Raw genomic sequence first — 21614 nt, 5'->3', positions numbered from 1 at the left:
TAATAAGCAGGCTAAAGTTTTGAAAACAATATCCATATGCACTATACCTGGCTTATTTTGTTATTATTAACCTTGAATTATTCTTATGCTCAAACCATTAGTGATACTACTAATAAGGTAATTTGGGAAAATTGGCGTCAAATTCAACAACAAACCTCCGATGAACTAGGTTTAATTGCTTTAGATGATGCTGAATTGGCTGATGAAAATTTTAATGCCTATGCTTCATTATTAAATGCCGGAAAAGACGTGTTATATAATGCCGCAGCATTTAATTGGAATATAGCTAGATTTTCAATGCGTGGGTATTCTAAAAATTTGTCTTCTACTTATTTTAATGGTGTACCGCTTGAGAATTTAATTAACGGGGGTAACCTCGTCAACTTGTGGAATGGATTAACCGATATTTTTAAAAATAGAGAACTTGTATTAGGGTTGCAACAAAATAATTTTTCTTTTGGCAATTTAGGAACTGCGTTGAATGTAATAGTTAAACCCAATACACAACAAAAGCTAAGTATTATAAATATAGCTTTTTCTAACAAATCATATGCTAACAGAAACTCATTTACACATTATTCGGGAAAATTAATGAATGGATGGTCGTTTGTTTACAGTGGTGCATGGCAGTGGGCAAATGAAAATTATGTACCGGGTACAGGTATGAAAAATTTTGCTTCATTCTTTTCGGCAGAAAAAAGTTTAAGTAATAGGCATTTTTTTACATTTAGTTTTTTGGGAAATTATAATAATAATATGTTGGCAGCACCTGCAACAGAAGAGTTAATGCTGCTAAGCAATAGCAAATATTATAATGCAAATTGGGGATATCAAAATGGGGAGAAACGAAATGCGATTGTCAGAAGAACAATTCAACCCATTGTGTTTATGAATTACCATTGGCAAATTGATGCTCAAAGTTTTTTTAAAATTGGTTTATTAACAGGAATAAACTTACAAAAGCAAAGTGGTTTTGATTGGAATAATGTTCCTGATCCTCGTCCGGATTATTACAAGTATTTGCCTTCATTTCAAACAGATACTATTTTGCGAAATGCAATTGAAAATTATTTTAGCAATCATCCCGAAGCTTTACAAATTAATTGGAGCAATTTATACGCTGTAAATAGAAATAATAAAGAAACAATATTCAATTTTAATGGGAATGCCAATCAAAGTTTTACCGGCTTAAGAAGCCGATATATTCTTCGAGATAATCATATAAACTCAGTTAATTTAGCTGCTAGCCCTAATTATCAAAAGGTCTTTTCTAAGAACTGGCAATTAAATATAGGTGCACAAATTCAATATCAACAGAGTCACTATTTTCAATCTGTAAATGATTTGTTGGGTGGCGATTTTTGGGTAAACTGGAATCAATTTGGCAATTCAACAAGCAGTAATAATTCAAATAGTATTCAATATAATTTATTACAACCTAATCAGTTAATAAAAGTAGGTGGAAAGTATGGCTATGATTTTGATGCCTCTGTATTTAAGTTGTCGCGGTTTCTGCAAGTAGTTAAGCAGTTTAAAAAAATTGATATAAATATAGCTGAATGGCTGGGTTATACTCAACTTCAACGGAATGGTAGGGTTCAAAATGGGCTATTCCCTGTTAACTCTTTAGGGAAGTCCAAGCAATTAACTTTTTTGAACTATGGAACGAAATTAGGTTTTACTTATAAGCAAAACGGAAAAAATTATTTCAATATTAATTTCTTGCAACAGTCATTGCCACCTAACTTTTTCGATGTATTCATTTCACCAAAATTCAATTCATTTACGCAGGAAGATATTCGTGCAGTACAATATAAATCAGCCGAATTGAATTATTTTAAAAATACGAATACTTTAAAGTTAAGAATTAGCGGGTTTTATACAGAAATCAATAATCTTTCTAAAATATATACCTATTATGATGACGATATTTTTTCATTCATGAATAATGAATTAACCGGCATAGCACAAAGGCATATGGGTATAGAATTTGGAGCAGAATGGAGATATAGTGATCAATGGCAATTTTCTGCTGCATTTGTTTTTGGGGATTATATCTATACCAACCGTTCTAAAGCCACATTAAGAGTAGAAAACACTGCCGCCATTATTCAAAGGGATATAGTTTATTGGAAAAATTTTAAAGTTCCGGGTTCACCTCAAAAAGCTGCCAATTTTTCAATAACGTATAGGCCATTGCGTAATGTGTATATGAGTGTTTCAACAAATTATTTAAGTGATAATTGGATTCATCTCAATCCTATTAGAAGAACCCCAAGAGCAATACAAGGATTAGATGCAAAAAGTTTAGCCTTTGCTAATATTATTCAACCTGGGGAGCTTCCGAAATACATTTTTTTTAATTTGTTTGCTGCTTTCCAGCTAAATAGCCCTAAAATCAGTAGTATTAAGTTAAAACCCTTTTTGATAAGTACGGGCTTAACAAATTTATTGAACAACCAACAAATGGTTAGTGGTGCTTATGAGCAAATGCGATTTGATTTTGCTTCTCAAGATATTTCAAAATTTGCTCCCAAATATTATTCAGCATTCGGTACTCAATTTTTTATCAGTACAAGTATAAAATTTTAAAATCAATACTATGATGAACAAGTTTACTATTTGCAACTGGTTAGTATTTTCTTTTCTTCTATTCAATAGTTGTACAAAACCTTTTGATGCACCTCCGGAGAATAATGTTGCATTGCCTAACGCCAATACTACTATAAGGAATATTAAACTGCTTCATGTAAAGAACAATTTTGAAAAAATAATGGATGATTTTATTATTCAGGGAATTGTTATTGCGAATGATAAAAGCGGCAATTGGTATAAGCAAATTATTATTCAAGATGAAAGTGGAGGAATTGTAATTAGAATGGATGCTAATAACTTATATGCCAACTTCCCAGTTGGTAGGAGGGTGGCTATTCAATTGAAAGATTTGTATTTAGGTGATTATGGCGGCGTTATTCAGTTGGGTATGGGTATTGATAATGCTGATCCCAATTATCCAACTTTATTGCCTATACCCATGTCATTGTTCGATAAATATATTATTAAAGGTTCATTTAATAATGTGGTAGCTCCTAAATCAGTAAATATAAATGCCTTTACTACAAACCTACAAGACACGCTCCAAAGTACTTTAATTCAATTGGATAATGTTGAATTTTCAATATCTGATATAGATAAAACCTTCGCGGATGCATTGAATAAACAGGCATTGAATTTAACTATTAAAAATTGTTCCGGAAACACCATTGCATTGAGAAGTAGTGGATATGCTGACTTTGCTTCTTTTAAAGTACCTACTGGTAATGGAAAATTAATTGCTGTGTATTCCATATTTGGTAATACTAAACAATTATTTATTCGTGATACTTCAGATGTTAATTTTCAAAATCCTAGATGTGGTAACACAGGGATTACTAAAATTACAATATCAGAGCTTCGCAATATTTACAACGGTACTCCATTTGTTTTTAATGATAATAAATTAATTACTGGTATTGTAATCACCGATGCTGCTAATGGAAATATTGCTAGCAATGAAATGGTTGTGCAGGAGAATAATAATGGTGCAGGTATTGTTGTTCGTTTAAAAGAAATACATCATTATAAATTGGGTGATTCCTTATCCATATTTCTAAAGGACGGGATTTTAAGCAAAGAAAATGGCATTTTGGTATTAAAGAATATAGATAGTAGTGCTATACAAATAAATGCTAACACTAAAACCATAGAAGCAAAGCAAATGACCATTCAACAACTTAAATTAAATGCCAAAATGTTAGAAAGTAATTTAATTCAAATTTCTTATCCGGTATTAAACGGCAGTGTTTGGAATGAGAATATGATAATTTCAGATGTAACAGGTACAATAAATTGTAATACGCTATTGCCTGCTAGTTTTTACAATGTTAATTTGCCCTCACAACCTATTAAAACTATTACCGGTTGGTTAAGTTTTATTGATACTTTACCTGTTTTATACATCCGAAATTTAAATGATGTTGAATTATTACCCCCGAATAACTCTAATCTAAGTAATGCCATTTATTTAAATACTTCGCCTTTGGTATTTAATTTCAATGATATTGGGAATGGACTTCCTACCGGTTGTTTTGTTTATACCAATGCAACTAATAATAGCTTGGGAACTGTTGCCACATTTAATGTCGCTAAAACAAGTTGGGGTAATACATCTGGTGGTTTTAAAAATTGTGCTTCTGCTTTGTCTCTGTCATCGTCGGCTACTAGCTCGCAGCAAGATAATGCAACCAATAGGGCTATTGCTTTGCGGCAAACTTCAACCGGAGGCTTTGATCCCGGGGCAGCTTTTGTTTTACATTTAGCGAATACATTAGGCAAAAAAAATTTACAAATTTCTTTTCAATTACAATCGCTTGATGTTAATAGTGCCAGAACTACTAATTGGGTAATAGAATATGGATTAGGTGAGACACCAACCATATTCAATCAAGTACCGGTAACAGGTAATCTGTTTACCGGGAATAGTCAGTTTGGCTCTCAAAATGTTCTAGTCAATTTTAATAATTTATTGAATAATGTTGGTAGTGAAATTTGGATTCGAATAGTTGCCAAAACAGCCACAAGCGGCACTGGTAGCCGGCCGGTTTCGGCAATAGATGACCTTGTAATAAGCTGGAATGACTAAAATTGTCAGCTTGTCAGTTTTGCGAATGTGGTATTTATTTTGCTAAAATTGAAAAGCTAAAAAAGGCAGTTTGTTCATAATGCTATGATTAACATGCCTGACAATTTTTCAATTATTTAATGTAAATACTATCAATATGCAAAAAGGACAAATTAGGGTTCAAACTGAAAACATTTTTCCTATTATTAAAAAGTTCTTATACAGTGATCATGAAATTTTTCTACGCGAATTAGTAAGTAACGCGGTTGATGCTGTTCAAAAGTTAAAAACATTGTCTTCAATAGGAGAATTTAAAGGTGAGTTGGGTGATTTAAAGATAGAAGTTGCATTAGATGCCAAAGAAAAAACCATTACCATTACCGACAACGGTGTGGGAATGACTAAAGAAGAAGTTGATAAATATTTAAATCAAGTGGCATTTAGTGGCGCAGAAGAGTTTTTGACAAAATATAAGGATGCAAATATTATTGGTCATTTTGGTTTAGGTTTTTACAGTTCGTTTATGGTGGCTGAAAAAGTTGAATTGCTTACACAGAGCCATAATGCAGAGGCTGCAACGGTTTACTGGAGTTGTGATGGTAGTCCGGAGTTTGAATTGTATGAAGTAGAAAAGCGCAATAGAGGTACAAAAATAATTTTACATGTTTCAGAAGATAGTAAAGAGTTTTTAGATGGCTATAGACTAAAAGGAATTTTAGAAAAATTCTGTAAGTTTTTGCCCGTACCTATTTATTTTAAAGATGAAGCAGAAGAAAAGAAAGGGGATGAGGCTCCAACACCAATTAATAACGTTGCACCTATTTGGATAAAGAAACCTAGCGAACTAACAAAAGAGGATTACGAAAAATTTTATAGAGAATTATATCCCTTTGGAGAAACCCCCTTGTTTTGGATTCATTTGAATGTTGATTATCCATTTAATTTAACCGGTATTCTTTACTTCCCAAAAATTAAACAAAGTCACGAAATTCAAAAGGATAAAATACAGCTTTATTGTAACCAGGTATTTGTTACCGACGAAGTAAAAGATATTGTACCTGAGTTTTTAATGCTGTTACATGGTGTAATTGATAGTCCTGATATTCCATTGAATGTTAGTCGTAGTTATTTGCAGGGTGATCCGAATGTTCGGAAAATTAATAACCACATTACTAAAAAAGTAGCAGATAAATTAGAGGAAATTTTTAATAATGACAGGGCTTCGTTTGAAGAAAAATGGGAGAATTTGGGTTTGTTTGTGAAATATGGTATGATGACTGATGACAAGTTTTTAGAAAAGGCCAATAAGTTTTTAATTATGGAAGAAGCTTTGACCGATGATTCAAACCCGGAAAATAAACCTAAGTTTTTTACATTAGACGAATACAAAAACGAAACCAATGCTTTACAAAAAAACAAAGAAGGCAAGCATGTAATATTGTATACAACCCAACCCGTTCAACAACATGCATTTATAAAAGCATGTAATGAAAAGGGTTATAAAGTTGTAAAAATGGAAACCTTAGTTGATGCTGCATTTATTAACACCATGGAAATGAAGTGGGAAAATGTACATTTTGTAAGGGTTGATGCCGATATTGTTGATAATTTAATTGATAAACAAGAACATAACGATATCGTATTGTCGAAAGATGAACAGGAAGCACTAAAAAACCTATTCAATTTTCCTATTAATGATTTACATGTTACTGTTGAAATAAAAGGCTTAACTCCCGATGCTACACCTGTAGTAGCTACTCGCCCAGAATTTATGCGTCGCATGAAAGATATGGGAGCAATAGGCGGAGGGATGGCTTCATTTTACGCACAAATGCCCGATGAGGTTACATTAACCATTAATGGCAACCATCCTATCTTTCAAAGAATTTTAAAGATGGAAGATAAGGTGCAACAAGAAAAACAAGTAAGGAATCTAGCTGATTTAGCATTACTGTCTCAAGGATTGTTAAAAGGCAATTATTTAACAGGTTTCATTAACCGGAACATTGAATTAATGCACCAACAAGTAGCAGAGAAGGCATAAATAAATTTTCATTTTTTTCTAAAAAGGCCAATTCATAAAATGAATTGGCCTTTTTAATAAACATAAACTTAAATAAATAGTTTTACTATTTATTCGGTTTAAACTGTTTATGTCTGTACATTTTTTTGATGATAAGTTATGCCATTATTAGTTAAGTTTTTATGTGCAGACTTTATATCAATTACCCGAATTTGTAAATTCTTTTCTCCCATGTAATCATTTTCATCTATTGTGCAAACCAGGTTTACAGGATTTTGATTGGCTAATAAATGAAATTGATGTGCCATGTTAAACCCAATGCCGGTAATGGTTAATTTATCTTGTTTTATTACGAAGCGTATATGTTCATTTTTTACAATCTTGGAATAACCGGTATCTGTTACTTCCTTCAGCATGAAAATAGGCTGCATATTTTCAGGTCCAAAGGGTTCCATTTGACTAATAATGCTATAAAATCCCTGAGTAATATCTTTCAATTCAATGGCGGCATCTATAATAATTTCAGGTATTAATAAGTTAGGATGAATAGTTTGTTTAACAACATTTTCAAACGCATTTGAGAAAGCATGTAAATTTTCAGCTTTTAATGTTAAGCCTGCAGCAGCAAAATGACCCCCATAGCCAATTAAATAATCCTTGCATGCATATATAGCCTCGTATAAGTTAAAGCCCGCAACGCTTCGGGCACTTCCAGTAATGTAATGGCCGCTTTTGGTTAATACGATAGTAGGTTTATAATGTTTTTCAATTAAACGGCTAGCTACAATGCCTACAACTCCTTTATGCCAATGCTCCTTATAAACAACGGTAGCACATTTGTGTATGTGGTTTTCATCTTCTTCAATTAAAGCTAAAGCTTCTGCGGTTATGCTGGAATCGGCCTCCTTTCTGTCTGTATTGTCATTATGCAGCATTTCAGCTAATTGCAAAGCTGTAGTTATATCTTTTTCAATAAATAGCTGAACAGCTTTTTTAGCATCATCCATTCTGCCTGCAGCATTTACCCTAGGCGCTATAATAAATACTAGGTTATTAATGCGAACTTCCTTTTGCATGCCGGCCAGTTGTAATAAAGCTTTAATACCTGCACATGGTTTTTCATTTACTTTTTTTAAACCGTAGTAAGCTAAAACCCTATTTTCACCTGTAATGGGTACAATATCTGCAGCAATTGCACAAGCAACTAAGTCCAAGTATTCAAAGGGTGCAGTTTCCGGTAATTGTAATTTTTCTGATAAGGCTGTTATTAATTTAAAGCCAACACCACAGCCACATAAATCTTTGTAAGGATAATTGCAATTGCTTTGTTTGGGGTTTAAAATGGCAACTGCGGGTGGAAGTACATTATCAGGCAAATGGTGATCGCATACAATGAAATCAATGTTTAAATTTTGGGCATATAGAATTAATTCAACACTTTTAATACCACAATCTAAAGAAATAATTAAGCTATAGTTGTGTTCATTGGCATAATCTATGCCCAGTTGGCTAATGCCATATCCTTCTTTATATCTGTGTGGAATGTAAAAACCTACTTTAGGGTATATGCTTTGTAAAAATTGAAACATACATGCAACAGAAGTAGTACCATCCACATCATAATCACCATAAACCAAAATGTTTTCATTTTTTTGAAACGCTAGCATTATTCTTTCAACAGCCTTTTCCATATCTTTCATTAACCAAGGGCTATGCAAATCTGAAAGTTGGGGACGAAAAAACTGTTTGGCTTTATCATAGGTATCAATACCGCGTTGTACTAAAATTTGGCAAATTACCCGGTTCACTTTTAGTGAAGCTTGTAGTTGCAATACTTTATTTTCATCCCATTGGGGTAGTGTCCAGCGTTTTTCCATGTTAGAGAATATCAATAATCTTTATGGTAAAGATATTGGTTAGTTCAATAAAATTATTGCGAAAACAATTAGTGAAAATAGGGAAAATGCTTTTTACACAAAAAATGAATTTAGTGTTTGGAATTGCTTTTGCCTAATATTTTCTATCAGTGGTGTATCGCACCATTTCTTCTAAAGCATTACGTGTTTCCGATTGTGGGAATTCAAATAAAATAGCGAGTGCTTCATCTCTAAATTGATTCATTACAGAAACAGTGTATTCTATTCCACCACTATCATTTACCCAATTTATTACCTGCTGCACTTTTGCTTTATTCTTGTTTTCATTTTTTAAGATATAAATAATTTCTCTTTTTTGTTTGTTTGAGCAATTATTGAGCGTATAAATTAAGGGTAGGGTTAGTTTTTTTTCCTTTATGTCATTGCCCGTGGGTTTTCCAACATTATTGCTTCCATAGTCAAACAAATCATCCTTAATTTGAAATGCCATACCTACTTTTTCGCCAAATAGTCGCATTTGTTCAACTTGTTGTTCATTTTGAAAAGTTGTAGCAGCACCTGCCGCACAGGCTGACGCTAGTAATGAAGCTGTTTTACCTTTAATGATTTCGTAATAAGTATTTTCGTTAATTTTTAAGCTTCTGGCTTTTTCCATTTGAAGTAATTCACCTTCACTCATTTGTTTTACTGCTTCCGATAATATTTTTAAAATATTGAAATCGTTATTGTTGAGCGATAATAGTAGTCCTTTTGAAAGTAAATAATCACCTACTAAAACAGCTACTTTATTTTTCCAAAGGGCATTAATTGAAAAGAAGCCCCGTCGTTCCATGGCTTCATCTACCACATCATCATGTACCAATGTGGCAGTATGCAATAATTCAACTAATGAAGCAGCCCGGTAGGTACTTTCATTAACTGGGGCTCCTAATTTAGCTGAAAGCAAAACAAACATAGGTCTTAATTGCTTCCCTTTTCGTTTTACTATGTATTGCATTATCCTGTCTAGAAGGGGTACTCTGCTTTGAACGGCAGTTTTAAAATGCTTTTCAAAAGCATCTAATTCGTTTTTAATTACCTGAAGCGCTAAATCCATGCCTTTTTTGTATAAAGTGCTGCAATATAAACATTCTAACCAGCAGATAACAGTATGTTAAAACCAAAAGTTGTACAATAATTTTATAAATGCAACGTTTTTGGAAAAATAACTGTCTTTTCAGGCAGTTATGTAAAAACATAATATAAAATTTGATTGTTCATTCCGATTACAATACTTTTGTCGGGAATTTTATCATCAACATTAAACATAAGCTATGGCAAGCAAAAAGTACATTTCGTTATTTGCGGCAATGTTTGTTCTGTTTCAGAGCATTGGTTTTGCGCAAACATCAACAGATTGGGGATGGGATTGGAAAGATAGTTCCAAAGTCCCAACCAAAAGAATTCCTCAATACAATGAGTTTTTAAACAACCAATACCCTTACCCTGCTAAACCTCGCGATCAGTGGGAATTAGGTTTAAGTGCTGGTAGCTCATTCATTTTAGGCGATAGAGCAATTTTAACCGGTGGTTACAATGGTGGTATTGTTGGTGGCATTTCGCTTCGCAAATCACTTAGCCATGTTTTCTCATTAAGAGGTGCATACAACGGATCAATCGTTTCTATTCCTAGCAATGCTAGCGGTTTTGTATGGGCAAAAAATTATACCCATATGGGATCAATTGATGCGATTGCATCTTTAAACTCTATGAGTCATTACAGAGGTAATCCTAAATGGGATATCTACGTATTTGGTGGTTATTCTTTAATTTATACAAGAGTAATGACTAACCAAGGTGGTTCATTGCACAATTTATATTATCCTCAAACAAACTTAATCGGTACTTCTAATTTTCCTAACGATGTACCTGCTGTAAACGGTCGTCATACATGGGCATTAATGCATGGCTTAAGCTATGGTGCCGGTATCTCTTACAAAATAAGCAACAGAGTTAACATTGGTATTGAACAAAGATTTACTGTTCCCATGTTTGGTAACGACTACTTAGATGGTAATAAATTAGGTAACTCGGGCGATCAATACAGTTTCTCAACTGCTCATTTAAACATTAATTTAGGTAAAACTGCTAAAAGAGTTCAACCCTTATGGTGGATTAACCCCTACAACTACGAATATAATGAGTTGAATAGCCCCAAGCACATGAAAATGCCTAAAGTTGTATTGCCTGATGCTGATGGTGATGGTGTAACTGACCAGTTCGACTTAGAACCCAATACTCCTGCAGGTGCTCCTGTTGACTCTCATGGTAGAGCAAAAGATACTGATGGTGATGGTGTTCCTGACTACAGAGATAAAGAAATTTTAACTCCACAAAGCTGTTTCCCTGTTAATGCTGATGGTGTTGGTACTTGCCCTGAACCAGCTTGTTGCAAAGAGTTAAGAGATATGATTGCTAATATGCAAAAAGCTCCAGTATGTAACATTAATAGCTTACCTAGTGTACAGTTTAAAAGAGGAAACAAACTGAGCAAAGAAGCTATGCAATTATTAGATGCAGCAGCTGCTAGCATTAAAGCAAATCCTGATTGTAAAGTAAAAGTTATTGGCCACCCAGCTGCCAGCAAAGCTGCTCAACAAATGGCTTGGGAAAGAGTAAATGCTGTAATTAAATATTTAGTTGATAAGCAAGGAATTTCTGAAAGCAGATTCATCTTCTCATACGATGGTGGTTCAGGCGACGCTAATACAATTGACTTACAAGGAACTACTGAAGAAGGTCCAAATACAGTTCCTGCTCCTCATCCAAACTTAAGAAGCAGAAACTAATTAAGAAATAGATTCTCTATATAAAAAAGCCCCAAAATGGGGCTTTTTTGTTTTATTTGCTGTATCGTTAATATGTTTCTATCTGGTATAAATTTTTTAATTGGTTTTTGAAAAAATGACAAAAATTAACGTATACTTAAAAGCTGCATAATTATATTGCAAAATTATTTACCTTCGCAAACTTGTATGAAGAAACTTGTATTGTTTTCGTTATTGATAATTGTTGGATTTACTGCCTGTTCACGTAAAGGGGTGAAGCTTCAAAAAAGCCACCGCTTTTCGCAAATATTAAAAAGTAAAGACATAGATTACAAGTTTAAAATGGCTGAACAATTTTATGTAAATAAAAAATACAACTTTGCTCAGCAGCTCTTTGAAGATTTGTTTCCTTATGTGAAAGGTACTGATAGGTACGAGGATATGTACTATAAATTAGCCTATTGCTATTATTATCAAAAGGATTATTTGAACGCAGAAAATTATTTTAAAACATTCACAGAAACTTTCCCTTCTAGTGCAAAATCGGAAGAATGTGAATACATGCGTGCTTATACATTTTATAAACAATCTCCCAAACCTGAATTAGACCAAACAAACACCAATAAAGCTATTGGCTTAATGCAGGCTTTTATCAATATGCACCCTGGTTCATCCAAATTAAATGAAGCCAATCATATTATTGATTTATGTAGGGAAAAGCTGGAAACCAAAGATTATTTGAATGCACAATTATATTATAACTTGGGTTATTTTAAAGCTGCTGCAATCACTTTTTCCGGTGTTTTAGAAAATTATCCTGATTCAAAGAATGGTGATTTATACAAATACCAAGCTGTGCTTTCTTATTTTAAATATGCTGAAATGAGTTATCCTGACAAACAGCTAGAGCGTTATGAAAAGGTAAAAGCCGATTGTTCGGAATTCATGGATCGTTTTCAGGGAAGTAAATACACTAATGAAATACAAAAAATAAAATCAGAAACAAATAACTTAATAAAAAACATACAAAATGAGCAAGCTAAGAAGACAGCTCAGCGCTAATATACCTAGCTCTGTTGAGCCTAAAAGTTTAAAAGATATAAAAGAAATTACCGGCAATCTTTATGAATCTATTGCCATAGTTGCACGTCGTGCTAACCAAATTAATATTACCATTCGGGAAGAATTGCACAATAAGTTAGATGAATTTGCCAGCCATACTGATAGCTTGGAAGAAATTCATGAAAACAAAGAACAAATTGAAATTTCTCGTGCTTATGAAAAAATGCCCAACCCGGCAATATTGGCATTAAATGAATTTATGGAAGGAAAAATTTATTATAGATTAAACACAGATAACGACTTGTTTCGCTAATTGTTTTAAATATCTTTATAATTAATAACAAAATAGGCAGTATATAATTTTATACTGCCTGTTTTATTAATTGAAATAAATTTCAATATATATGCTTCAAAATAAGAAAATTTTAATTGGCATCACTGGCAGTATTGCAGCATATAAAATGATAGGAATGGTAAGGATGCTAACAAAACAAGGGGCAGAAGTAAAAGTTATTATGACTTCATCTGCTGCAAAGTTTGTTAGTCCTTTAGTGTTGGAAACACTTAGCAAAAATGCGGTATTGCAAAATTTATCTAGTGCATCTACTTGGGCAAACCATGTAGAACTAGGGCGTTGGGCAGATGTTTTTTTGATAGCACCTTTAAGCGCTAACACATTGGCTAAAATGGCCAATGGTATTTGCGATAACTTATTATTAGCTGTTTATTTCTCTGCAACATGTCCGGTTGCAGTTGCTCCGGCTATGGATGAAGACATGTGGAAACATCCTTCAACAAAACGCAATTTGAAATTGCTTGAGCAAGATGGTGTAGCCGTTATGCCTGTTACTTATGGTGATTTAGCTAGTGGATTAATTGGTGAGGGGCGTATGGCTGAACCTGAAAATATCATTAATTTTTTGATTGTTCATTTTTTTAGGGGTAGCCTATTACAAAATAAAAAAGTACTAGTTACCGCTGGACCTACTTATGAATCTATCGATCCCGTTCGTTTTATTGGCAATCATTCATCCGGAAAAATGGGTTTTGCAATTGCTGAAGCTTGTTTTTTGCAAGGTGCTGATGTTGTTTTAGTTTCCGGTCCTTCATCTGAAAAACTAAAATACAATGAAATTAAGCGAATAAATATTACTACCGCTAATGAAATGTTGGAACAATGTAAAGCTGAAGCTCCAAAAGCAGATATCATTATTATGAATGGGGCAGTAGCTGATTTTACTCCTGTTCAGCAAGCTGCACAAAAAATTAAAAAAGAAAAATCAGAATCAGAATGGCAGCTATCCTTAGTTAAAACCACTGATATATTAGCATTATTAGGTCACAGTAAACTTCCGCATCAATATGTTATGGGATTTGCTTTAGAAACTGAAAATGAACTTAAAAATTCCTTAGAAAAATTAAATGTAAAAAAAATTGATAGTATTGTCCTAAATTCACTTAATAATGCACATGCAGGTTTTGGTTTCGATACGAACCAAGTTACCATCATTTCAAAAAATGGTAATAAAGAGGTTGTTCCATTAAAATCTAAAACTGAAGTGGCAAATGAAATTGTTGTTTTTATAAGTAAAGATTTAAATGCGTAGTTTTTTTATTATATTAATTGTATTAGCGTGCTCATTAGTTCATTTTGGTTTTGCTCAGGAACTGCAAGCCAAGGTAACTATTAATGCAAGCAGGGTAAATACCACTATTGATAAAAAAATATTTACAACATTACAATCACAATTAACCAATTTTTTAAATAGTCGTAAGTGGACTGACGATCAATTTAACCCTGCCGAAAAAATTGTTTGTAGTTTTTTATTCAATATTGAATCAATGCCACAAACCAATGTGTTTACTTCTTCCTTAATTATTCAGGCTGCTAGGCCGGTGTATAATAGTAGCTATCAAGCCGCATTGGTTAATTTTCAAGATCCGGATGTAACATTTAAGTATATTGAATTCCAGCCTATTGAATTTAATGATAGTAGAGTGCAGGGAAGTGATCCATTGGTGGCCAATTTAACTGCTGTATTAGCCTATTACGCTTATGTTATTATTGGATTAGATTATGATTCATTTGCCCCAAAAGCAGGTCAGCCCTATTTTTTAAAAGCTCAAAATATTGTCAATAACGCTCCTGAAGATGCCAGTATTAGTGGGTGGCGTGCATTTGATGGTTTGCGAAACAGATATTGGTTAGTTGATAATTTAACAAACAATGCCAACAATATTTTGCATACTGTTATTTATGATTATTATCGTTTAGGCTTAGATAATATGTATGATAATGAACAACAAGGTCGTTCAGGTGTATTGCAAGCATTAAATTTATTACAATCTTTTAATCGCGAACATCCAAATACCATGTTTGTTCAGTTTTTTATGCAAACCAAAGTACAGGAATTAATTGGTTTATTTGTGAAAGCGAATACAGATGAGAAAATGAAAGCCTTAGATGTTTGTACCAACTTAGATGTAGGCAATGCAACTAAATATAAAGAACAACTGCAATTATAAATTAATATACTATTTTATTTTTCTAAACACAAAATGAAGAAATTTTTAATCCTGATTTGTTTTTTTATCGCCCTAGCTGCATGTAACCATCATAAATCGGAAATGCCCATTCTCAACTTCGATTCTATGAAAGTTGTAATGTGGGATTTATTGAATGCTAATGAATGGAACAACATGAAAGCAGGGCAGGATACAGTGTTTAGAAAAATGCGAGATGATCGTAAACAATTTGAACAGGTTTTTTATTGGCATCATATCACTAAAAGTAGCTTTTATCATAGTTTATCATATTACGAACAGCATCCTGATAAAATGAAAAAATTAATTGACTCACTTTCAGCATATGGCAAACGTTTAACCATGCATCCAGTTGATTCGCTTAAATTGCACAAATAGTTTGTAACTTCTTCCTTACCATTTTTATTCATCTCGCTAACGATATTTGTATTAAATTGCAAGTGAACAATCGTTAGTTTTAGCAATAATTGCTATTTTTCATTCTTCTAACAACAACTTATAAAATAGTATGAATAAGGTAGTATCAAATGCGCACGAGGCTATCCAACCAATTGAAAGTGGTTCCACAATAATGTTGGGTGGATTTGGTTTAAATGGTATTCCTGAAAATTGTATTGCTGCATTAGTGCAAAAAGGAATTAATCAATTGACTTGCATATCAAACAATGCGGGGGTAGATGATTTTGGTTTAGGATTGCTTTTGAAAAAAAAGCAAATAAAAAAAATGATTAGTAGTTATGTAGGCGAGAATGCAGAATTTGAAAGACAGTTGTTGCATGGTGAATTAGAAGTTGATTTAATTCCACAAGGTACTTTAGCTACTCGTATACAAATGGCGGCTATGGGTATTCCTGCGTTTTATACACCCGCCGGCTTTGGAACAGAAGTAGCTTTTGGTAAAGAGGTTCGCTATTTTAATAATAAGCCTTATTTAATGGAACTGGCATTGCATGCTGATTTTGCTATTGTTAAAGCCTGGAAAGGTGATACTATGGGGAACTTAGTATTTAGAAAAACCACACGTAATTTTTCTACTTCAATGGCAAAAGCGGGGAATATTACAATTGCAGAAGTTGAGCACCTAGTGCAGCCCGGTGAAATCGATCCCGATGATGTACACGTTGCGGGCATCTATGTTCATAAAATTTTTCAAGGTGCTAATTATGAAAAAAGAATTGAAAAGCGCACCGTTAAAATAGTTAATAAATAATTTATTTATTTTAATACACATATTTATGGCGTTAGATAAATTTGGAATAGCTAAACGAATAGCCAAAGAGCTGAAGGATGGCATGTATGTTAATTTGGGTATCGGTATACCTACATTAGTGGCGAATTATGTTCCTGAAAACATGACCATTATATTTCAATCTGAAAATGGCATTTTGGGAATGGGGCCCTACCCAACAGAAGAAGAGGTAGATGCCGATTTAATTAATGCCGGAAAAGAAACAGTAACACTTATTAAAGGTGCTGCTTTATTTGATAGTGCAGAAAGCTTTGGAATGATACGAGCCGGAAAAATTGATTTAACTGTATTAGGTGCTATGGAAGTAAGTGAGCAGGGTGATATAGCCAACTGGAAAATTCCCGGCAAAATGGTAAAAGGTATGGGCGGTGCTATGGATTTAGTAGCTAGTGCTAAGAATATTATTGTTGCCATGATACATACAAATCCTAAAGGGGAAAGTAAATTATTACCGGCATGTACGCTACCATTAACAGGTTTAAGATGCGTGAAAAAAATAATAACTGACTTAGCTGTTTTAGAAATTACACCCAATGGCTTTCTCTTAAAAGAAAAAGCACCCGGAGTTACTGTTGAGGAAATTAAAAGTAAAACTTTGGGTAAATTAATTTGCCCCGATAATGTACCCGATATTGCACTTTAATAATAAATAATTTTTAATAAGTTAAAGGCTTTATAAAACTTTAACCTTTGCCTATGCTAATGGATGGTACATTATATTTGAAGTAAATGATGAAGAAAACTTTTCCATTAATTGTTGTTTTAATATCTCTATCACTTGTTGGCTTATTTTTATTGCAAGCCTCCTGGTTAAAAAATTTGCTGGCTGTTAGGCAGGAACAATTACAGCGCAATGTAAAAGAAGCCTGCATTAATGTAGCAGTTGACTTAAGTAAAAGCATGCATTATACTCCATCACTTCGTTTCCCTAAACGCCCGGGTTTTAGAATTGCCAATGACTTTATGAGTTTAATAAGGCCACCAGCTATAAGTGACAGATTTTCTCAACAGGATATTGCTCAAAAATTGCAATCTGCATTTCACAAATCCAATATTAAAGATTTAAATTTTGAGTTTGCCATTACCAATAATAATGATGAAATAGAAATGAAGTCGGCAGGCTTTGAAAAAGAATTTTGGGATACATTACATAACCGCAGAATTTTTGTTCCTATAATGCCCGAAAGTGGCAGTGATTTAGAAGGAATAGGACCTTATGAAAACTTAATAATAGTAGTGCCCGATTTTCAACATCAGGTATGGGATTCTTTGAAGTGGATAATTGTTGGAGCTGCTTTATTCATGTTAGTTATATTGGCTGCATTTTATGTTACCGTTCGTACGCTAATTAATCAAAAAAAATTAAGCGAAATAAAAAGCGATTTTATTAATAATATGACGCATGAGTTTAAAACACCATTGGCAACTATTTCTTTGGCTGTTGATGCTATTCGGAATGAAAAAGTACAATCTGACAAAGAAAAATTAAACTACTTCAGCGGCATCATTAAGGAAGAAAATAAACGCATGAATAAACATGTAGAAACTATTCTACAAGCAGCAATTACTGAAAAACAGGAATTACAACTGAAAAAGGTACAAATACATGTACATGATTTAATTAGAAAAGTAATTGATAATTACCAGTTGCAACTAAATGAAAAAAATGCGAAAGTTATTCTTCAACTCAATGCTAAAAATGATTTATTGTTAGTAGATGAAGTACATTTTTCTAACTTGCTTTCTAATTTGGTTGATAATGCTATCAAGTATTCACAAGAGCAGCCAGTTATTAAAATTACCACACAAAACGTAAGTAAAAATTTTACTATTAATATTGAGGATAACGGTATTGGCATGAGTAAAGAAACTGTTAGACGTGTGTTTGAAAAATTTTATAGGGCTCACACCGGTAATGTACATAACGTAAAGGGATTTGGGTTAGGTATGAGCTACGTTAAAACTGTTATAGATGCACATAAAGGCAAAATAAAAGTTGATAGTACTTTGGGAAAAGGAACCTCATTTACTATTGAAATGCCCATGAATAGTGCATAGTGAATTATTATAACCATAATAAGCTACCATCTCCATAACTTAAAAATCTAAAATTGTTGTTCAATGCAAATTGATAAAGTTTTTTCCATTCGGTACCAATAATTGCCGCAATGAGCAGTAGTAAAGTTGATTGTGGTTGGTGAAAATTGGTGATTAATCCCTTTATAATTTTAAATGTATATCCCGGCACAATAATAATGCTGGTTTTAGTTATGAGTCGTTCAGTTCCCTTTGCGTCCATCCAGTTAAGAATAGCTTGTAATGCTTCGCTGGAGGTAATGGATTTGTTGTTCGAATGGTAAGGTGCCCATTGTTCCACATTCAAATCGGTTAGCCCATTGTAATTTTGATGTATTTGAAACCATTCATGAATTTTTACTCCAATCCAATATAAAGACTCCAAAGTGCGCAAAGAGGTAGTACCAACTGCTATAATGGGTGCATTAAGTTGTTGTAAAAGGTGGCGAATAGTATTTTTCTGAACATCAATAAATTCTGCGTGCATTTCATGGTTAGCAATCTCATTTGCTTTAACAGGTTTAAAAGTACCTGCTCCCACATGCAGTGTAATATAGGCTTCTTTTATGCCGTTTCCTTGCAATTCGTTCAGTAATTGGGTAGTGAAATGCAAGCCGGCAGTAGGTGCGGCAACTGAGCCATCTTTTTCAGCATATACAGTTTGATAACGAACAGCATCCTCCTTTTCTGTTTCTCTGTTTAAATAAGGTGGTAAAGGTATAATACCCGCATAGTGCAAAATTTCTGCGAAACTTAGGGTTTCATTATTCCAACTAAATTCAATAACAAAAACGCCTGTTTCACTAATTTGTTCTTTTTTATTTGCCTGCAGCAATACAGTACCGTTAGGAGTATTAATATTTTTTTCTAAATTCCCGCTTTTCCATTTTTTGGCACCACCTATTAAGCATTTCCAATTAACCTTTCCAGTTGTTTGCATGGCCATAATAATATCTTCATTGTCATCATATGGTTCCAAACAAAAAACCTCAATTTGGCCGCCCGTTGGTTTTAAAAATTGTAAACGTGCCTCAACTACCTTCGTATTATTGAATACAAGTGTTGTATTTTCAGGTAAAAACCGGGGAAGAAATTTATACTGACTGGTTTCAATTAACCCATTTTTATAAATTAAGAGTTTACTGGCATCTCGTTCTGGTAAAGGATATTTGGCAATTGACTTTTCAGGTAGTTCATATTGGTAATCCTTTATTTCAATGTTAGGGATATGTTTCATGCTCCTTGGTTTTTAAAACTTATGGTTATTCAATGTTGCGAAAACATAAGTTTTCCTCATACATGGGTATTATTCATTTATAATAAATAGCTTTTTTTTCAGTTTTTGGTAGTTTTTTCCCTTATTCACAGGTTAATTCACAAAATTTGATTGCTTATCCACACTAATTAACATTCTGTTCATGGCTTTTTCTCAAAAATTCGCAGCAAATATAGTCTGAATAAGGCTTTACGTTTATTTTAGCTTGTGGATAAATTGAAAAGCCCAAAATTTGCATTTAAAGTGGGAAAAAGTGTTATTTTGTGTAAATAAATGGTAATTTTAAACCACAAACAATCACATGAACGGATTTCACGGCGAATATGAGGCTACAGTTGATGCGAAAGGTCGCTTCCTGTTGCCCGGTGGCTTGAAAAAGCAGTTGCCGGAGGGGGAGTCTCGTTTTATTGTAAGTCGTGGTTTTGAAAAATGCCTTACCCTGTATACCATGAAAAGTTGGGAGACCATTATTGCAAAAATTAATCGGTTAAATGATTTTGACCCAAAAGTAAGGCAATTCCGCCGCCAGTTTTTAGGTGGGGCTACTGAAGTTGAGTTGGATACTGCAGGGCGCTTATTGTTACCCGCTTCATTAAAAGAGTATGCATCGTTACTAAAAGATATTGTATTGGCTGCCGCTATAGATAGGTTTGAGATTTGGGATGCTGCTAAATATAAACAGCTCTTTGAAGATTTTTCACCTGAAGATTTCAGCAATTTGGCTAAAGATGTTATGGGTGGTTTAGATGATAGCAAGCAATAAATTGGTATTTATTTTAAATAATATATAATGAATGCTGCTTACCATATACCCGTAATGCTTAATGAAGCGATTGATATGTTAAACATACAACCCGGTGGTGTTTATGTTGATTGCACCTTTGGGGGAGGGGGGCATTCAACCGCTATTTTGCAAAAACTAAATAATGAGGGCCGTTTATTTGTTTTTGACCAGGATGCAGATGCTTTTAAAAATTTTAAAGCAGATGCAAGAATTGTATTTATTCCTGAAAACTTTCGCCATTTAGCCCGTTTTTTAAAGTTGCATGGTGTTGCTCAAGTAAATGGTGTACTGGCAGATTTAGGTGTAAGTAGTTATCAGTTTAATGAAGCCTCACGTGGGTTTTCAATTCGATTCGATGGGCCATTGGATATGCGAATGGATAGTAGAAATGAATTGACAGCTGAAAAAGTTATTGCAACTTATTCAGAACAACAATTGCATCAGTTATTTGAAAAGTATGGTGAGGTTACCAATTCTAAAACATTGGCAAAGCATATTGTTCAGGTTCGTCAGCACACCCACGTTAGTACAATAGCACAATTTAAATCTGCTATTGCCAATATGGTTAAGGGTAATCCTAATAAATATTTTGCTCAAGTATTTCAGGCGTTGCGTATAGCTGTGAATGATGAATTAGGGGCATTAACTGATTTGCTAAAACAATTACCCGATTTGCTTATGCCTTGTGGAAGAGCAGTTATTATTACGTTTCATTCACTAGAAGATAGGTTGGTGAAAAATAGTTTTAAAGGCATTGTAGATGAAGAAGAGAATAGTCCTTTTGGAAATAGTTCTTTTCAGCCAAAATTTAAATTAATTACTAAAAAGCCATTGGTGCCAAGTGCAGCAGAAATGAAATTGAACGCACGTAGTAGAAGCGCCAAATTGCGTGTTGCAGAAAAAATCTAAAACGAATATAGAATGGTGTCTGATCAATCTGAGAATAAAAAAAATAAAAAGTTAAATAAACTTTTTAAGTCAGAATGGATAACCAATAACCTGGTGTTTATTCTGTTTGTTAGCTTTTTAATTGTGTTATACATAGCTAATGGACATATTGCTGACAAGACCATTCGTAACATAAGTAAAACAAAAAATGATATAACTGATTTGCAATACCAGTATAAGACATTGAAGAGTGAGGTGATGTATAAAACTGAGGAATCGGAAATTTTAAAACAAGTACAACCAATGGGTTTACAAATAAACAAAGAATTGCCCGTTAAAATTTATATCAACAAAAAATAGTAAGCATT

General features: G+C 33.3%; 18 protein-coding genes. 15 read left to right on the top strand and 3 right to left on the bottom strand.

Translation table 11 applies throughout. The annotated features are described in order from the left end of the window. The first annotated feature begins 36 nt into the window (after positions 1–36). The 3 genes from ACP5P5_RS01260 (at position 37) to htpG (ending at position 6704) form a co-directional block, all read left to right on the top strand. Complete coding sequence (locus tag ACP5P5_RS01260) at positions 37–2592, top strand: hypothetical protein (protein WP_428284306.1); 2556 nt, start codon at positions 37–39, stop codon at positions 2590–2592. Positions 2593–2602: 10 nt separating this feature from the next. Further along, positions 2603–4681, top strand: a complete 2079-nt coding sequence (locus tag ACP5P5_RS01255; protein ID WP_428284305.1) for a DUF5689 domain-containing protein — start codon at positions 2603–2605, stop codon at positions 4679–4681. Positions 4682–4817: 136 nt separating this feature from the next. Next, positions 4818–6704 carry a molecular chaperone HtpG gene (gene htpG / locus ACP5P5_RS01250; protein ID WP_428284304.1) on the top strand — a complete coding sequence of 629 codons (1887 nt, stop codon included), beginning with the start codon at positions 4818–4820 and terminating at the stop codon, positions 6702–6704. A 107-nt stretch (positions 6705–6811) separates the two neighbouring features. On the opposite strand, the gene recJ is transcribed toward htpG, so the two are convergent. Further along, a complete protein-coding gene (gene recJ, locus ACP5P5_RS01245) occupies positions 6812–8560 on the bottom strand; it encodes a single-stranded-DNA-specific exonuclease RecJ (RefSeq protein ID WP_428284303.1) in 1749 nt (582 codons plus the stop codon). A 133-nt stretch (positions 8561–8693) separates the two neighbouring features. Further along, positions 8694–9656: a polyprenyl synthetase family protein gene (locus ACP5P5_RS01240; protein WP_428284302.1), complete on the bottom strand. Its 963-nt coding sequence runs from the start codon at positions 9654–9656 to the stop codon at positions 8694–8696. 217 nt (positions 9657–9873) lie between these two features. Here ACP5P5_RS01240 and ACP5P5_RS01235 point away from each other — a divergent pair, with 217 nt between their 5' ends. The 9 genes from ACP5P5_RS01235 to ACP5P5_RS01195 all read left to right on the top strand — a co-directional run bounded on the left by ACP5P5_RS01235 (position 9874) and on the right by ACP5P5_RS01195 (position 18280). After that, on the top strand, positions 9874–11388 hold the full coding sequence (locus tag ACP5P5_RS01235; protein WP_428284301.1) for an OmpA family protein: 1515 nt from the start codon (positions 9874–9876) through the stop codon (positions 11386–11388). Positions 11389–11574: 186 nt separating this feature from the next. Continuing rightward, positions 11575–12429, top strand: a complete 855-nt coding sequence (locus tag ACP5P5_RS01230) for an outer membrane protein assembly factor BamD (RefSeq protein WP_428284300.1) — start codon at positions 11575–11577, stop codon at positions 12427–12429. After that, complete coding sequence (locus tag ACP5P5_RS01225) at positions 12398–12742, top strand: DNA-directed RNA polymerase subunit omega (RefSeq protein WP_428284299.1); 345 nt, start codon at positions 12398–12400, stop codon at positions 12740–12742. Before ACP5P5_RS01230 ends, ACP5P5_RS01225 begins: the two co-directional genes overlap by 32 nt. Before the next feature lie 91 nt (positions 12743–12833). Beyond that, positions 12834–14036: a bifunctional phosphopantothenoylcysteine decarboxylase/phosphopantothenate--cysteine ligase CoaBC gene (gene coaBC / locus ACP5P5_RS01220; protein WP_428284298.1), complete on the top strand. Its 1203-nt coding sequence runs from the start codon at positions 12834–12836 to the stop codon at positions 14034–14036. Further along, a complete protein-coding gene (locus ACP5P5_RS01215) occupies positions 14029–14955 on the top strand; it encodes a DUF4835 family protein (RefSeq protein ID WP_428284297.1) in 927 nt (308 codons plus the stop codon). The genes coaBC and ACP5P5_RS01215 overlap by 8 nt, the downstream gene beginning before the upstream one ends. 33 nt (positions 14956–14988) lie before the next feature. Then, positions 14989–15351: a DUF4296 domain-containing protein gene (locus ACP5P5_RS01210; RefSeq protein ID WP_428284296.1), complete on the top strand. Its 363-nt coding sequence runs from the start codon at positions 14989–14991 to the stop codon at positions 15349–15351. Positions 15352–15481: 130 nt separating this feature from the next. After that, positions 15482–16183 (top strand): CoA transferase subunit A, encoded by a 702-nt coding sequence (locus ACP5P5_RS01205; protein ID WP_428284295.1) that lies wholly within the window; start codon positions 15482–15484, stop codon positions 16181–16183. 25 nt (positions 16184–16208) lie between these two features. Next, positions 16209–16865: a CoA transferase subunit B gene (locus tag ACP5P5_RS01200; protein ID WP_428284294.1), complete on the top strand. Its 657-nt coding sequence runs from the start codon at positions 16209–16211 to the stop codon at positions 16863–16865. An 86-nt stretch (positions 16866–16951) separates the two neighbouring features. Next, complete coding sequence (locus tag ACP5P5_RS01195; protein WP_428284293.1) at positions 16952–18280, top strand: sensor histidine kinase; 1329 nt, start codon at positions 16952–16954, stop codon at positions 18278–18280. A gap of 7 nt (positions 18281–18287) precedes the next feature. Here ACP5P5_RS01195 and ACP5P5_RS01190 read toward each other — a convergent pair whose 3' ends face one another. Next, positions 18288–19535: an S-adenosylmethionine:tRNA ribosyltransferase-isomerase gene (locus ACP5P5_RS01190; protein WP_428284292.1), complete on the bottom strand. Its 1248-nt coding sequence runs from the start codon at positions 19533–19535 to the stop codon at positions 18288–18290. Positions 19536–19875: 340 nt separating this feature from the next. Here ACP5P5_RS01190 and mraZ point away from each other — a divergent pair, with 340 nt between their 5' ends. The 3 genes from mraZ to ACP5P5_RS01175 are packed head-to-tail and all read left to right on the top strand — an operon-like array spanning position 19876 to position 21606. Further along, entirely contained in the window at positions 19876–20337 is a 462-nt protein-coding gene (gene mraZ / locus ACP5P5_RS01185; protein ID WP_428284291.1) for a division/cell wall cluster transcriptional repressor MraZ, read from the top strand. 27 nt (positions 20338–20364) lie between these two features. After that, positions 20365–21267, top strand: a complete 903-nt coding sequence (gene rsmH, locus ACP5P5_RS01180; RefSeq protein WP_428284290.1) for a 16S rRNA (cytosine(1402)-N(4))-methyltransferase RsmH — start codon at positions 20365–20367, stop codon at positions 21265–21267. Positions 21268–21279: 12 nt separating this feature from the next. Further along, positions 21280–21606, top strand: a complete 327-nt coding sequence (locus ACP5P5_RS01175) for an FtsL-like putative cell division protein (protein WP_428284289.1) — start codon at positions 21280–21282, stop codon at positions 21604–21606. The last annotated feature ends 8 nt before the right edge of the window (positions 21607–21614 follow it).

Origin of the sequence: Hydrotalea sp. (assembly GCF_049968455.1) — a bacterium.
GTDB lineage: Bacteria > Bacteroidota > Bacteroidia > Chitinophagales > Chitinophagaceae > Hydrotalea.
The sequence above is the reverse complement of the archived record's forward strand: the minus strand, read 5'-3'. Positions and strand labels throughout refer to the sequence as shown.